Source organism: Microcoleus sp. C2D2, assembly GCF_036702495.1.
In the GTDB taxonomy this organism is placed as follows: domain Bacteria; phylum Cyanobacteriota; class Cyanobacteriia; order Cyanobacteriales; family Microcoleaceae; genus Microcoleus.
Window position 1 is genome coordinate 1 of record NZ_JAUBTO010000179.1, and the last position, 14638, is coordinate 14638.

Genomic DNA, 14638 nt, shown 5'->3' on the forward strand with positions numbered 1-14638 from the left:
GTCCTTTTTGGACGGGCGGGACGCCCATCCCACAATAACAATTAAAATTGTAAGTTATTTAATTCGCGATCCTTAATGCCTTTTTACCGCTCTACTTATGAACGTTCAGCAGGAATTCTGGCGGTATTCGATCACACGATCGAATGCCGCCAGCCTCAGCGAGATCGAAGACAATTAATTATCCCGAAGTTGGCATCGATCCCGAATTGTTTAAGCTGCCCCAACGCTCTAGCAGCGAACAAGTGACGGTACTGTTTGCCGGCAGGCTAGTTCCCTATAAATTGCCAGAAGTTGTCATTCGCGCTTTCGCTAACAGTTCGATTTTGCAGCAGCATAAATTAGCGATCGTTGGCGAGGGACCCGAACGTCCTAGACTAGAACAATTAATCGCAGAACACAATAGACCTCTTGCAAAAATAACTAGGACGGGCAAGATGCCCATCCCACAAGAGTTATTTTTTCTTGTGGGACGGGCAGAAGATCCCGTCCAATAAATTTATGAAAAGGACTTTTGCAAGAGGTCTAATTTAGCCAACTGCGTTAAACTTTTAGGTCAAAAAACCCAAGCTGAAGTGGGAGAATTGATGCGCCAAGCTGAGATTTTTGCTTTTCCCTCGATTCGCGAACTGGGGGCTGGCGTTGTGGTTGAGGCAATGGCCTGCGGTATGGCTTGTGTTGTAGTTGACTACGGCGGACCCGGTGCGCTGGTAGAACCCGATCGGGGGATTAAAATTCCTATAGGTAATTTTGACACCCTGGTAAAAAATTTTACCGCAGAACTCGAACAGCTTGTCGCCGATCGCGATCGTGTTGCACGCATGGGCATTGCAGCCCACAATTACGCCATGAATCACTATTCCTGGGATGTTAAAGCTCAGCAGATCCTGCAAGTTTATCAATGGTTAGCAAGTCATGGCAGTGTCAAACCGGATTTTGAGCTACAGTCAAATACCTTGTGACCGTTCGTCAAGTTTAATTCTCAGTTAGGACTTGCGCCAACTGCCATGCCGCGTTCAACGGCGGGACGCTTCTGCAAGGTTTCTACCCAACGTTTGAGGTGGGGGTGGTTGTCGAGGGTTAATCCTTGAAATTCGTAAATTGCAACCCACGGATAGGTAGCAATGTCGGCGATAGAATAGTCGCCGCAGATGTATTCGTCTTTTGCTAGTTGAGTGTCTAATACTCCGTAGATCCGCAAGGTTTCTTTTTCGTAACGCCCAATCGCATAGGGAATTTGTTCGGGTGCAAAGCGTTTGAAGTGGTTGAGCTGGCCAAACATCGGGCCGACGCTGGCCATTTGAAACATCAGCCACTGCATAACTTGAAAGTATTTTTGTTTGTCGGTGGGCAGAAATCTGCCTACTTTTTCGGCTAGATATATCAGGATGGCGCCTGACTCGAAGATGCTGATGCCGTTATCTCGATCGACTATCGCCGGGATTTTGCTGTTGGGGTTGATGGCTATGAATTCTGGGCTAAATTGCTCGTTTTTTGTGATGTCTATGACGTGCACGCTGTAGGGTAAACCTATTTCTTCGAGCATGATCGAAACTTTGCGGCCGTTCGGTGTGGTAAAAGTGTACAGGTCGATCATAAGTTGTCCGCCTTTTCTCAAGCAAGTATAAACTATATTATAATAATTTAAGACAAATAGCTAATCATAATGGACATTCTTGAAATTCTCAAAGACGATTATCAACGATTTCCCGAAAATCAGACTTACAGCATTTACGCAAAAGATGTTTATTTTGAAGACCCAGTGAATCGATTTACAGGAGTCGAGCGCTACCAAAAAATGATCGGCTTTATGGGGACTTTTTTTAAAGAGGTTAAACTCGACTTGCACAACATTTCCCAGTCGGGAGATACTATAGACACTCGCTGGACTCTGAGCTGGATCGCACCGCTACCTTGGAAACCGAAAATGGCGATCGCCGGTAGGAGCGAACTTAAAGTCAACAGTGATGATTTAATTGTTTCTCACATCGATTACTGGAACTGTTCGCGGTTGGATGTGCTCAAACAGCTTGTATTTCCTGTGAAAACTAATGTTTGAGAATTGTTCTTAGGTTGGTTAGCAATAAAAAATGGTGTTTCCAGAGCGAGATCCCTTTTTTAACCGCAGATATTAGCAGATAAACACAGATGAACGCTGATTGATTTTTATGGGTCGCAATTGATATCTGAAATAAATAATTTTAACTTATCTTGACATGGCAGCAATTTCGTGAATGACCGAAAATGTGCTGTGTCCGGCGGCTGCTTGTCGCCAAAATTAATTCCCCCACTAAATTAATCGCTGTTACAGAACGTTACAATAAAGAAGTAAAGAATTTTCAGGCGAGCTAAACAATCAATGCGCTTAATATTAATGACCGGAAAAGGCGGCGTCGGCAAAACCTCCGTAGCCGCTGCCACTGGGCTGCGGTGTGCCGAATTGGGATACAAAACCCTAGTGCTGAGCACTGATCCCGCTCACTCCTTAGCCGACAGCTTTGACATGGAACTCGGACACGATTCGCGGCTGGTGAAACCGAATTTGTGGGGAGCAGAATTAGACGCTCTCAGGGAATTAGAAGGCAATTGGGGAGCAGTTAAGCGCTACATTACTCAAGTCTTGCGAGCGCAGGGACTCGAAGGGGTGCAAGCTGAAGAATTAGCCATCTTGCCAGGAATGGATGAAATCTTCGGTTTGGTGCGAATGAAGCGGCATTACGACGAAGGCGAATTTGATGTTTTAATTATCGATTCTGCTCCGACTGGCACAGCATTGAGACTGCTAAGTTTGCCGGAAGTTGGCGGCTGGTACATGAGAAAATTTTACAAGCCGCTGCAAGGCATATCAGCCGCCCTTCGACCTTTAGTTGAACCTATTTTTAGACCAATTGCGGGTTTTTCTTTACCAGACAAAGAGGTGATGGATGCACCTTACGAATTTTACGAACAAATCGAAGCTTTGGAAAAGGTTTTAACTGACAATACTGTCACTTCGGTAAGGTTAGTTACCAACCCAGAAAAAATGGTAATTAAAGAGTCTCTGCGCGCTCATGCCTATTTAAGTTTGTACAATGTAGCCACAGATTTAGTAGTAGCTAACCGGATTATTCCCGCAGAAGTAACTGACCCATTTTTTAAACGGTGGAAAGAAAGCCAGGAACAGTACCGTCAGGAAATTCACTCTGATTTCATGCCGCTGCCAGTTAAGGAGGTGCCACTTTATTCTGAAGAAATGTGCGGTTTGGCAGCTTTGGAACGGTTGAAAGAAACGCTTTACAAAGACGAAGACCCCAGTCAAGTTTATTACAAAGAAAATACGATTAAGATCGTGCAGGAAAACAATCAATATAGTCTTGAACTGTATTTGCCGGGAATTGCTAAGGATCAGATCCAGTTGAGCAAAACGGGAGATGAGTTGAATGTTCGGATTGGGAATCACCGCCGTAATTTGGTTTTGCCCCAAGCTTTAGCAGCGCTGCAACCTTCGGGGGCGAAGATGGAGGATGATTATTTGAAGATTAAGTTTGCTTAATTAGGGCTAAAGTCCTCACTACGAACCTTGTGGGATTTTTTAGTGAGGACTTCTATTCTTTCTTTTGTTTTTAGTATTTGTCGTTTTATGACAGCAAGAGATATCAATTTTAACTCCGAAAGAATCGGAGATACCAAACTAGAGGTTACGGATATAGACATATAGCGGTTTAAGTTCGGTTATCGGTATCCCGTTAAAAATGGATGATGATTCAGTATGGGGCAGCGAGCGGCTGAAATTGCATATCATTAAAATCAAATAATAGGACAACGTTGGTTAATCCTTCCGCTGTTATCTCTGCCGCATAGAGGTTGCCTTCAGCCGCCCAGACTAGCCGTTTGCCATCCAGGTCTGCCCACTCCCATTGGGGATAACTAATCGTGCCATTAGTAGCCCGATTAATTAGTGAATGTTCATCCCAATAACAGCCTTTCCCCTCTGGGTGATCGATCTCGGCATGGGCGATTTTGCGGAGTATCCAGCCGTTGCCGATCGATTTTTCAAAGATATGTTGGGCTTTCCATTTGCCGAACTGTACGCGATCGACCAGTTGCCAACCATCGCGTAAAAGTCGAGGGTAATAGACGCCGAGACACTCGTTGTTCCCATAATTGCAGGTTGGGGCGTAGGTGGTGTCGCGACGGACTGTCGAAGTATCCCGCAATATCTGGTGGCCGTAGTAGCCGTCGTTGAGCCAGTAGGTGGCTTGGCTCGTCCACAGACCACCCCCATTCCAACAATCCCCCTTGGGGAAGATGGCGATCGCTTTGAGGTATGGTGCTTGTGAAATCGCAGTCCAGGCACCACAGGCCTCCGATTGCCAGCGACCATTCATCGCGAAGTAAATCAGATATTTGCCGTCGGGTGAGAGGTCACTCCGGCGTTCGTAGATGCGTCCCTTTAACCATTGTCCCAGTTGGAATCGATCGCATTGTCGATCCCATAGCATTGTCGCAACCTGCTTCGACGGGCCGCGTCGAATGATTAGTCCGACGGGAGCTTGACTGGCAAGCAGAATATGAATGCGAGCAGGGAATATTTTCATTAATGGTCGATCGTCCGAATGCGGATTTGTACAGTTTTAATCGGCGATGAAAGAACTCATCCGACAGCGGTGGAATATCGGAGGTATCGATATCTTTATCGCTCATTTCGTCGATTCTAGCCCAGTCGGTTTTTGAGGTATTGTTCATAGCGTCTGCGTTCATGAGACAGTGACTTTCGTAATGAGATAGCGTGTTGTGTTAGCTATCTGAATGTTAGATCGATCGCCTTGTTGTACTGCTGGCTAGACACAATTAACAGGACTCAGCATGAATGACTTCGTTTAATGCCTCATCAATCACTGCATCGCTGACACCTCGACGCTTCAAACTTGCTACTAAGGCTGTCACTGTATCGCTCTCTAATCGTTCTAAATCAACGCGCAAACCTTGACCGATATAAGCACGAATTAATGGCTGATAACCCGAAAAACCCAACAATGGTGCAACTTTCTTTAGATCTTCCACAACATCTTCGGGCATACGAATCGTCACGCTAGTCATTGGACGGTTTCGATCTAATCGCTGCTTTAATGCTTCAACCTTCATTCTCTGCCCTCTCCTGACGAGTTGCTTTACGTGCTCAAATAATCCGAATGACATTTTCTTCACGCTCAATGTGAACCACATACACTAGATTCCACCGACTATCTAGCCCAATCACAGCATCACGCGCTTCCTGATTGCGGCTGGCATCAACGACAACTAGAAATGGGTCAAAGAAGGATTCAGCAGCTTGTTGAAAAGTAAGCCCATCATGATTTGTGGGATTGATCCGCGCTTTTGAGTCGTCCCATACGAAGGTAATGCCATTGAGCACGAAGTATACATTCATGCTCCCAAGTATAGGTAAAATGTATTTACAATGTCAATACGTTATTCACAAAAAACGATGGTTTTCAAAGCTAGACGCAAAGACTTTGCACGTCGGCTGCAACCGAATTGTTAGTCCATATACGCATTTTATGATTCTTGGAAACCAATAAATTTCCGCAAATCCTCCAGAATGCCTGGGATTTTTTCTTGATCTCGCAGTTCCCAATTGCTGACTCGAAACACTTGCCAATTTTCTCTGCGTAGCTTTCTATCCTCCTTTAATCGCTTTGAATAGGATTGTTCGTCGGCGCGCCATATTGATTGCTGCTTTACTGCATAGTGGCGGATATCATCTACTAGAATCACGTATCTCTTACTATTCCAAAACGCTACAAAATCAACTCGATAAAGTTCATCTGCATGTGTTCCCCCAATAGAACGAAGATTTCTTTTAGGTTGAGAGTGCCATTGAATCCACGCTTGAGGAATTAATACAGGTACATCCTTATTTGCCATACCAAATCTTTTTGCATATTCTAGAAAAAAGGTTTTTTCATATTCAGTTTGATTCATCTCTACGAGAGCGTTTTTTAATACTAGATTCGTTGAATTATCAAGACGGTAAAATGCCTCTAGCATTCTAAAGCTAAAGTTTGGGTATACCTTTTATTTCAATAATCCAAGTCCATTCTGTAGCTCATATTTTAATGTTTGTCTTTCCCTTTCAGCAGTAATGGAAAAGTCAGGCTTCAAAATTCCAAATGGCATTCCAGCCGGAAATTGATATGCAAACAAGTCTTCACCAAAAAATGAGCCTATATAGGTAATTTTATTATCTTCTACCACGAATCCAAGTTCTTCACAAAAAGATGAAAGAAGGCTCTTTGATTCAGGCGATAGGTCGTGCAGTTGTAGAACATATTCAAGCAATTTTAAGAAATTTTGAACTGTGTCTACATTCTGCCAATCACCTGAATTATAGAGTTCATCAACTAATCCACGACGTGTTTCAGTTGAAACGGTACTCTCATGATTTACAGTAAAACCGAAGCGTGAAAAAATACCTTCAATATCCTTGAGCTTGAAGTGCTCTGCACAGAAATCTTTGAACTGAATTTTGAGAGCTTTTAATAAAACATTGGGATTTTCCACCATCTGCAAGTCTGTCTGTTGGGAAATCATAGAAATTTTAGCAAGATAAAATTCTCCCACTATTGTAGCGTATCTTTGCGAGCGCAACAAGCCTATCTACTCAATTTAATATATCTGAGCATCTTCGCTACGCTTCCCATTTATTTCGGTTCCCTTTTATTTCCCCTCCTCTGCGCTATCTGCGCCCTCTCCGGTTTCTTCACTCTTTCCTGGATTCAACTCAATCTTTTTCTGCTGACGTTCCGACGCTGATTTTTGCAGCATTTTCAATTTTTCTGGGTCAGCATTCGATCGCCAAAACAACTTATGATCCTTAATTTTAAGGCAGTTTTCCTCCAAACACTTCACCCATTCCCGATGCTTTTTAACTGCGCCACGATCGAGAATCCCTAACTTTTCTTCTTGGCGGGTGAGTTTCGCAAATTTTTCGTAATGGGGATAACTAGCAGTAACAAAAGCTTCTTTTCTAACTAAAATTGGCGGGTTGTACAAATCAGAATAGTCTTGATAGCTCACAGAAAGGTCGCGCAAATCTATGTGCATAGAAGTGTGAAGGGCTGGATGCGGGTTAGTGTCAAAATCGGGATAAAATAAATAGGAAATTTGAGGTTTGCCAGCGTGAAATTTGATGATTGTAGCGCCGTCAAGCCTGCCAATCGTGCGGTTGGCGCAGCCTTCGTAGAGCCGCAGCAAAGGGTCAAGTTCTTCTAATGCAGAGACGTGCACTGAAAGGGAACCATGCTGTTTGTAGCCGATCGCACTATCTTCGCAGCAGTCAGCCACAATATCAGGTTTGCTCAGGCTATATAGCATTAAATCTGCCAAAGTGCAAGCTTTTTGATAATTGTCAAACAAACCTTTGATGTCGTTGCGGATTTGAGCCGGGAGTCGGCGCATCGAAGGCCGATCGCCCAAACCGTTGAGAGCGAGATATACCAGCAAATCTTGGCGGCGCTTGTCGGCGATTTTCTCCCAATCATCCGCATCCGTTGCTTGCAAAATCACCCTCCAAGCGCGATTAAAACTGTGAAATTCCTCCTTAATCGCCGATTCTTCCGCTAGTTCGCCTTTAACCGGAAGGCGGCCTCGATCGCTCACAAAAGCCATCAAAGGAGCCAGCATTTCCGCATAATCCTCAAACCGCTTAACTTGCGATCGCACTCTGGGAGTCGATAAGTGCGATCGAAACCGAGAAGCACGAAAACCTTCACCCTCCGCTGCATCCCGAAATACAAAATAAATCCCCAAAGCTACAGGAATCGCATCAACACTCAAAACTTGGTCGATATAAATCTTCAACTCTTCCTGTTCGTAATACTTCTGAAAAGTATTCCGAGAAGTAATCACCCCATCCCCGTAAGCAATTTGACCTTGTTGGCGCGAGTCAATCAAAACCTGAGCCGCTACAACTAATAATTTTTTAGTCAATCCCCAAGCATTCAGCAAAGATTCTCGGCGTTCCCCCAAAGATTCAATCACATTAATCACGTAACCAATATTCACAATATCTGCACAAATTCGCGGAGTATCCGGCTGATAGTATGGGTCCCAACCCGAAACAGCATAACCTTCTTCAGCAATATACTTAATATCCCCGCCGTAACCGCAACCGTAATCAAAAAAAGTCGCCCCGTCGATCGCTAAATCCGCTTCTAAAACCAGGCGCAAAGGTTTAGAAAGCGAGTTGCGTACCATCGCAGCTTTGTGTCGCTCGATTTTAGGGATTGAAAGCTCGCTATTCTCATGTTTCAAACGCTCGACAACAGCATGATCTTGAATTTCCACACCGCAATATCCCAAATACTTGAGCCAACCCTCGCGAGTGCCGATAACGCTAGTATTGTCAAGCAGTCCCCACTTTTCCTCGCAGCGAGTGAGTCTAGCAAACTTTTCGTAATGGAGATAATCCGCAGCTACAAAAGTTTCCTTGCGGTGCAAAACCGGGGGATTTTCACTGTTGCTGTAATCGAAATATTTAACTTCCCCTGTTTCCAGATTAATTTGGATGCTGGCTTGCAAAGCAGGGTGAGCATCTGTATCGAAATCAGGGTAAAAAAGATAAGAGATTTTAGGTTGATGGAGTGAAAATTTAACTAAAGTTGCTTCATCAATATTTTCGAGAGTGCGTCTGGCACAATTTTCGTAGATTCCGAGGACTGGGTTGAGTGCTTGCAAAGCCGAAACATGAACGTAAAAAGCCGTAGGTAATTTTTTACCCACCTTGCTTTCGCGACAGCAGCGAGCCACTTTTGCCACCAGATTGTCAACACAAAAATCATTGATTTCGTCGGTTGGGTACGGCACAGCATTTACAGAATCTTGCTCAGAAATAGCCTCGTTTTCATACAATAAAACTTTCCGAGCAAAATCCCTCAAAGGCGTTAGCCTTTCTCCATTATTTTCTAATAACTCGCTCTTTAAAATAGTGTTTGTAATGGTATCGTAATTCATAGCTAAATTAATTATTTTTTTTTAATTAACCGCAGAGAACGCTCTTGACACAGAGTGAAGAAAGAAAGAAACAGGACTTACCTAGAACTTCTCCATGTAGGGTGCGCTCTGAGCACCGTACCGCTTGATGTCTTAGTCTCAAGCCAGAGGGACGAGAGTTTGTGTAGTGGCGCTTTCCCTATCCGACTGCGATCGAGTAAGATATTAACCAAACATTCTAGTTTCCACAAATTCTTGAACCAGGGCTAAATGACTGGACAAACTAACTAATATGTTCTCAACCCTCTCAATCTTTGACAATTCCACCACTGGTGGTTCAGATTGAAAGCCTCGCGCTTGATGCTCCAATTGTGTGGCCAAATCCGACATCAGAGCAACTCCCACATTAGCAGAAGTTCCCTTAAGACGGTGTGCTTGATATTCCACAGCTTGCCAATCTTTAGCTTCTACGGCTCTTTTGGCAGCAGCCACATCAGCTTGCGCGCCTGCCACAAAAGCTTGCAATAGTCGCTCGGGCAATTTAATATTAACTCGTCCGAGTTGCTCCAATCTGCTCTTGTCGAACAGTCCGTCGCAGTCTCTATGTTCCCAAGTTTGAAGTGTGCTCGCCCTTGGTGTCGGCACAGCCACAACCTGCACTTTTTCCACAACTTCTGTATAATTTGTTGCTAATTGAGATTTTTTTTCCGAATTAATACTTTTAACTCCATACTTATTTTCACACTGAACATTTCGGGCTTCATACTTTTTCAGCGCCGCCGCCAAAGCATCTAAATCTACAGGTTTGCTGAGATAATCGTCCATCCCCGCCGCCAGACACTTTTCTCGTTCCCCCGGCATAGCATGAGCAGTTAAAGCCATCACAAAAGTATGCCGATCGCTTCCTTCGATTTCTCTCAACTTTTGCGCCGTTTTGTAACCGTCAAGTACCGGCATTTGACAGTCCATCAGCACTAAATCATAGCTTTTTTTTGCCAGCAAATCCAGCGCTTGTTGACCGTTGACCGCGCAGTCAGCGTGATAGCCTAAAACTGCCAACTGTTCGACAAGAACTTGTTGATTGATCGGGTGGTCTTCCGCCAGCAAAATTCTCAGGGATGACGGCGAATTGGGAGTAACATATTGAGAATTAACTGCTGGCAATTTGCAAGCACTAGCAGCCTCCAAGGTCCCAGACTCTCCCGTTCCCTTAACCGGCGCCAGCATTGCCTCAAGCAGGCGGCTAGGTCGCACCGGCTCGATCAAATACCCGCTAAAACCCCGACTGCAAAGCGCTTCAGCCTTCGGCTGTTCCCGCAAAGCAGTCATGGCGATTAACGAGCCAACTGCCGAGGTCGATCGCACTTTTCTCGCAAATTCCTCCGCATCCAACTCAGGCATTTGCAAGTCCACAAGCACCACATCGCAGCTTTTTTCCCCCTCCCCCGAATCCTGAGAAATCCCGCCCTGGACCTTTTTCAACCAACTCAAAGCCTCAGCAGCAGTTTCTGCCTCGTCGCAGCGGGCACCCCAACTTTGAGCGAGCGATCGCACTGCTGCCCTCCTCAAAGCGCTTCCAGAGACTACTAACAGCTTCTTGCCCGCAAGTTCGGGTTCTTGAGGCTCAACTTGCAACTGTTTTTCCAAAGGTACAGTAAACCAAAAAGTCGAACCGCTGCCTAGCAAACTGCGAACTCCAATCTCGCCTCCCATCATGTCCACTAACTGCTTGCAAATAGCCAAACCCAAACCCGTTCCGCCGTAAGGCCTAGTAGGAGAATCGTCTACCTGAGAAAAAGATTGGAACAGCTTTGTTTGCCCTTCTGCCGAAATTCCAATGCCAGTATCCCGCACCGAAAAGAGCAATCTTGCCCCTTGTCTACCGTCTGCCAGTCGGTTGCCCTGTTTCACACTTATGTGAACTAGAACTTGACCGCGATCGGTAAATTTTATGGCATTCCCCGCCAAATTCAGCAAAACTTGCTTCAATCGGTTAGAGTCTCCAACCAACTTTCTCGGCACCGAACAGTCAACTAAAATATTCAATTCAATACCTTTTTCCTCTGCCAAATGCGCTAGCATTTCTATCACCGACTCAACGCAGCTATCCAAATCAAAATCCGCCTTTTCCAGCCGCATTTCTCCAGCTTCAATCTTAGAGAAATCGAGGATATCATTAATAACGTTCAGCAAATGTTCAGCACTGCGGTAAATAGTCTGAGCGCACTCCTGCTGTTTCGGTTCCAGAGTAGCGCGCAGCAGCAATTGAGCCATTGCCAAAACCCCATTCATCGGAGTGCGAATTTCGTGACTCATGTTCGCCAAGAATTGCGACTTCACCCGGCTGGCTTCTAAGGCAGTTTCCCGCGCTTCCACCAACTCATTAATCTTGTCCGCAACCATCACAATTCCCCCCACTTTTTCGTCGGGATCGTACCAAGGGTGAGCAGCCCACCGCAGGTACAGAACAGATCCGTCTGCTCGTTCCCAGGCATCTTCGCTCACAGATACTACCTTGCCTTTGAGCGCTTCTTGGTACATTACTTTCCAGCGATTCGGCGTATCGGGAAACAATTCGTAATGGCTGAGATTATTTAGAGAGGGCAACTTCAAATTAAATTGACTAACCCATTTTTTAGAGTTAGCCATATAGCGCATTTGTGTATCGAACATCGCCATTGCTACAGGCACGCAAGTAATAATTTGTCTCAGTTGCTGCCGTTCCCTTTCCAGAGCATCTTCCGCCTGTTTGCGCTCAGTAATGTCGCTAATCATACCAGCCATCCGCAGCGGTTTTCCCTGATAATTCCGCTGAGCTTTTCCCTGAGAAGTGCAGTAGCGGTAAAAACCGGAAGAGTGCAGCAGGCGAAATTCTACATTATAGTCAATTTCTTGTTCCAAGTGAGCGGCGATCGCCCGGACGATGCCCTCCTTGTCCTCCGGGTGCAGGCGGTTGTAGAGAGCTTCCATAGTCCTGCCAAATTGCTCTCGCGACAAACCGATAATTTCCAAAAGGCGATCGTTCCAATAAACCTCATTTTTACTTAAATCCCAATCCCAAATTCCGTCGTTCACTCCCTCTAAAACTAACCTGTACCGTTCCTCACTTTCCTTAAGTTTTTGACTGGTATGAAACGCCTGAGATTCGGCGCGATAAATGCGAATGGCATTGTACATACTGCGGGACAAACTATCTGGAGAAAGCTTGTTTTTAGCAATATAATCCGAAGCTCCAGCCTTCATCAATTCCACAGCAATTTGTTCGTCGCCTTGACCTGTGAGCACAATTAAGGGAACTTTTAGCCCAGCTTCCCGTACATTTTGTACCAAACTCAGTCCGTCTCCGTCCGGCAATCCGTAGTCGAGGAATACGCAGTCAAACTTGCACTCAAATATCTGATTTAATAGCAGCCCCTTTTCTGTCTCCTCAACCTCGCTTAAATATTGAGATTTATCTTGTTTGGAGAGTTTCGCGGTCGCCTGGGTAGAATTTTTGCTGACCGAGAGTTTAGCCAGGGCATCGGCGCAATCTTCTGCTTCAGTAACTTCTACCGAAACGCCAGCAGACCTGAGCGAGCGTTTGACCGCCATCCGATCGACAGCATCGTCATCAACAATCAGAATTTTGATAAGTTTGTCCATAACAACAGAATTGTGGATTACTCCGAAAAAGCTGCATCCTAGAAAAAGTAATTAAAATAAATGCACCGCTGAAAAATCACCAAAGCCACCTTGAAACTTTTTCTGTTAAATTTTATCTTAATTTAGGGAATTTCGCTCAGCATCCAGTATCTGTTGAGAGTAGCCATAACTTCCACGAAGTTAGAAAAAGTGACAGGTTTAAGAATATAGCCCGCTACATTCAAATTATAAGCATTTACTTTATCTCTATCTTCATTAGAAGTTGTGAGGACGATCACCGGAATCGACCTCAAACATTCATCCAGTCGCAATTCTTGCAAAAACTCGATCCCGCTCATTTTCGGCATATTCAAGTCCAGGAGAATTAACCGGCGCGCTTGAGGCATTGCAGGCTCTATTTTTCCTTCTCCACGTAATATAGCCAGAGCTTCTAATCCGTTTGCAGCAATGTAGAGGGGGTTGACGATGTTATTTTTTTTGAACGCTCGCCGGACGTTCATCACATCAACCTCATCATCTTCTACCAAGAGGATATGAATTTTTTTGTCTTCCATAAATCAGCCACTTTGCAGATGTTTTTTAAGCGCCAGTCTCGTTAGCGAGGTTTAGTCAGCACCTCTTGCGAACCCAGCAGGTTTAATCTCTATTGTCCTTTGTAAAGAATCATTTCTGCCTCAGCCGATGGCGGTATCTACCTGCAGGCGTACTCGCCCGTCATTCGATTTTAGATTTTAGATTTTAGATTTTGGATTGACCCCACGGATAAATTCGGGGGCTTGAGGATTTTAGATTTTAGATTTTGGATTGATTCCACGGATAAATCCGGGGGCTTGTAAGCTGTGTTGCATCTAGATTGCCTATGGTATTAGAGAGGGAGAGGGGGTGAAGGGGAGAGGGGGAGAGGATTTGACGATTTTTGATCGGGACTCGAAATATACAATTTAAATGCACAACAGCTTACCACCTTTGAAATTCTTGGTCAGGGGCATAAGCGGGACAGCCGAGAGGCAAAAACTCGCCAATAACGCCCTCACAGAGGTACTGTAAAATCTAAAACTCATCTACCTTATTATTCATCGCCATGTCAGCCGATCGCAAACTCTACGAAGGCAAAGCCAAAATCCTCTACTCCACCGAAGACAGCGAAATTTTGCTGACCCACTTCAAAGACGACGCCACAGCCTTTAACGCCCAGAAACGCGGCAGCATCATCGGCAAAGGCGAAATCAACTGCGCCGTATCCGCCCACCTGTTTCGGATGCTAGAAACCAAAGGCATTCCCACCCACTTTATCGACACGCCGGCCCCCAACCAAATGCGAGTCTGTCGCGTCCAAATCTTGCCCTTGGAAGTCGTAGTCAGAAACATTGCCGCCGGCAGTCTTTGCAAGCAAACCGGCCTAACCCTAGGCACAATTGTCAATCCTCCGCTGGTGGAATTTTATTACAAAAACGACGATTTGGGAGACCCGCTGCTGACCCGCGGCCGACTGCAGTTAATGCAGCTAGCCACCCCCGAACAAGTAGACCAACTAGAAATCGCCGCCCGCGAAATTAACGAAATACTCAAAGAATTTTTCACCGAGTGCGGCATCACCCTAGTAGACTTCAAACTCGAATTCGGTATCGACCAACATCAAAATCTGATCCTCGCCGACGAAATCAGTCCCGACACCTGCCGCCTCTGGGACAACGCAGAAACCGACCCCGACGCCCGTGTTATGGACAAAGACCGATTCCGCCGCGATTTGGGATCCGTGGAAAGCGCTTACCAACAAGTTCTCCAACGGGTTCTAGCTAACAAAGTTGAGAGGTCTTAACAATGCCCTACTAAAAGAGTCAACTACCGCACACCAACCCTACGGGTATGGTGTGGGCTTGAATAAAGCCTGTTGACCAGACGGCTAGTTTTACGCTTCAGGCGTTAAGACCAAGCGTTAAAGTTCGTACCTTAGGATCGCGAATTAAATAACTTACAATTTTAATTGTTATTGTGGGATGGGCGTCCCGCCCGTCCAAAAAGGACG

General features: G+C 45.3%; 12 protein-coding genes and 1 pseudogene. 4 read left to right on the top strand and 9 right to left on the bottom strand.

Features of this window, described 5'->3' with window-relative positions; translation table 11 throughout:
* The first annotated feature begins 143 nt into the window (after positions 1 to 143).
* A pseudogene (locus QUB61_RS33680) lies at positions 144 to 959 on the top strand (glycosyltransferase family 4 protein).
* A 20-nt stretch (positions 960 to 979) separates the two neighbouring features.
* On the opposite strand, the gene QUB61_RS33685 reads toward QUB61_RS33680, so the two are convergent.
* On the bottom strand, positions 980 to 1594 hold the full coding sequence (locus tag QUB61_RS33685) for a glutathione S-transferase N-terminal domain-containing protein (RefSeq protein ID WP_333134872.1): 615 nt from the start codon (positions 1592 to 1594) through the stop codon (positions 980 to 982).
* Positions 1595 to 1663: 69 nt separating this feature from the next.
* Between QUB61_RS33685 and QUB61_RS33690 the strand changes: the two genes are divergently transcribed.
* Together QUB61_RS33690 and QUB61_RS33695 are read left to right on the top strand one after the other, a co-directional pair.
* Positions 1664 to 2056 carry a DUF2358 domain-containing protein gene (locus tag QUB61_RS33690; RefSeq protein ID WP_333134871.1) on the top strand — a complete coding sequence of 131 codons (393 nt, stop codon included), beginning with the start codon at positions 1664 to 1666 and terminating at the stop codon, positions 2054 to 2056.
* Positions 2057 to 2356: 300 nt separating this feature from the next.
* Entirely contained in the window at positions 2357 to 3529 is a 1173-nt protein-coding gene (locus tag QUB61_RS33695; RefSeq protein ID WP_172188640.1) for a TRC40/GET3/ArsA family transport-energizing ATPase, read from the top strand.
* A gap of 211 nt (positions 3530 to 3740) precedes the next feature.
* Here the strand turns inward: QUB61_RS33695 and QUB61_RS33700 are convergent, their stop codons facing one another.
* From QUB61_RS33700 to QUB61_RS33735, 8 genes are all read right to left on the bottom strand, one after another.
* A complete protein-coding gene (locus QUB61_RS33700; protein WP_333134869.1) occupies positions 3741 to 4574 on the bottom strand; it encodes a hypothetical protein in 834 nt (277 codons plus the stop codon).
* A gap of 253 nt (positions 4575 to 4827) precedes the next feature.
* Complete coding sequence (locus tag QUB61_RS33705) at positions 4828 to 5121, bottom strand: hypothetical protein (protein WP_333134867.1); 294 nt, start codon at positions 5119 to 5121, stop codon at positions 4828 to 4830.
* Positions 5122 to 5155: 34 nt separating this feature from the next.
* Entirely contained in the window at positions 5156 to 5407 is a 252-nt protein-coding gene (locus QUB61_RS33710) for a BrnT family toxin (RefSeq protein WP_333134865.1), read from the bottom strand.
* Positions 5408 to 5535: 128 nt separating this feature from the next.
* The gene (locus QUB61_RS33715) at positions 5536 to 5961 is read right to left on the bottom strand and encodes a hypothetical protein (protein ID WP_333134863.1); all 426 of its coding nucleotides are present in this window, start codon (positions 5959 to 5961) and stop codon (positions 5536 to 5538) included.
* Between the two features lie 93 nt (positions 5962 to 6054).
* Entirely contained in the window at positions 6055 to 6570 is a 516-nt protein-coding gene (locus QUB61_RS33720; RefSeq protein ID WP_333134861.1) for a hypothetical protein, read from the bottom strand.
* A gap of 126 nt (positions 6571 to 6696) precedes the next feature.
* On the bottom strand, positions 6697 to 8991 hold the full coding sequence (locus QUB61_RS33725; RefSeq protein ID WP_333134859.1) for a DNA phosphorothioation-associated putative methyltransferase: 2295 nt from the start codon (positions 8989 to 8991) through the stop codon (positions 6697 to 6699).
* Between the two features lie 204 nt (positions 8992 to 9195).
* Complete coding sequence (locus tag QUB61_RS33730; protein WP_333134857.1) at positions 9196 to 12612, bottom strand: response regulator; 3417 nt, start codon at positions 12610 to 12612, stop codon at positions 9196 to 9198.
* Between the two features lie 122 nt (positions 12613 to 12734).
* On the bottom strand, positions 12735 to 13166 hold the full coding sequence (locus tag QUB61_RS33735; protein WP_332953224.1) for a response regulator: 432 nt from the start codon (positions 13164 to 13166) through the stop codon (positions 12735 to 12737).
* A gap of 527 nt (positions 13167 to 13693) precedes the next feature.
* On the opposite strand from QUB61_RS33735, the gene purC reads away from it, so the two are divergent.
* Positions 13694 to 14431 carry a phosphoribosylaminoimidazolesuccinocarboxamide synthase gene (gene purC / locus QUB61_RS33740; RefSeq protein ID WP_333134855.1) on the top strand — a complete coding sequence of 246 codons (738 nt, stop codon included), beginning with the start codon at positions 13694 to 13696 and terminating at the stop codon, positions 14429 to 14431.
* Positions 14432 to 14638: the final 207 nt, after the last annotated feature.

Bases quoted from the DNA above. Each gene is read 5' to 3' on its own strand.
- QUB61_RS33685 (WP_333134872.1), bottom strand. From the start codon at position 1,594: ATGATCGACCTGTACACTTTTACCACACCGAACGGCCGCAAAGTTTCG.
- QUB61_RS33690 (WP_333134871.1), top strand. From the start codon at position 1,664: ATGGACATTCTTGAAATTCTCAAAGACGATTATCAACGATTTCCCGAA.
- QUB61_RS33695 (WP_172188640.1), top strand. From the start codon at position 2,357: ATGCGCTTAATATTAATGACCGGAAAAGGCGGCGTCGGCAAAACCTCC.
- QUB61_RS33700 (WP_333134869.1), bottom strand. From the start codon at position 4,574: ATGAAAATATTCCCTGCTCGCATTCATATTCTGCTTGCCAGTCAAGCT.
- QUB61_RS33705 (WP_333134867.1), bottom strand. From the start codon at position 5,121: ATGAAGGTTGAAGCATTAAAGCAGCGATTAGATCGAAACCGTCCAATG.
- QUB61_RS33710 (WP_333134865.1), bottom strand. From the start codon at position 5,407: ATGAATGTATACTTCGTGCTCAATGGCATTACCTTCGTATGGGACGAC.
- QUB61_RS33715 (WP_333134863.1), bottom strand. From the start codon at position 5,961: ATGAATCAAACTGAATATGAAAAAACCTTTTTTCTAGAATATGCAAAA.
- QUB61_RS33720 (WP_333134861.1), bottom strand. From the start codon at position 6,570: ATGATTTCCCAACAGACAGACTTGCAGATGGTGGAAAATCCCAATGTT.
- QUB61_RS33725 (WP_333134859.1), bottom strand. From the start codon at position 8,991: ATGAATTACGATACCATTACAAACACTATTTTAAAGAGCGAGTTATTA.
- QUB61_RS33730 (WP_333134857.1), bottom strand. From the start codon at position 12,612: ATGGACAAACTTATCAAAATTCTGATTGTTGATGACGATGCTGTCGAT.
- QUB61_RS33735 (WP_332953224.1), bottom strand. From the start codon at position 13,166: ATGGAAGACAAAAAAATTCATATCCTCTTGGTAGAAGATGATGAGGTT.
- purC (WP_333134855.1), top strand. From the start codon at position 13,694: ATGTCAGCCGATCGCAAACTCTACGAAGGCAAAGCCAAAATCCTCTAC.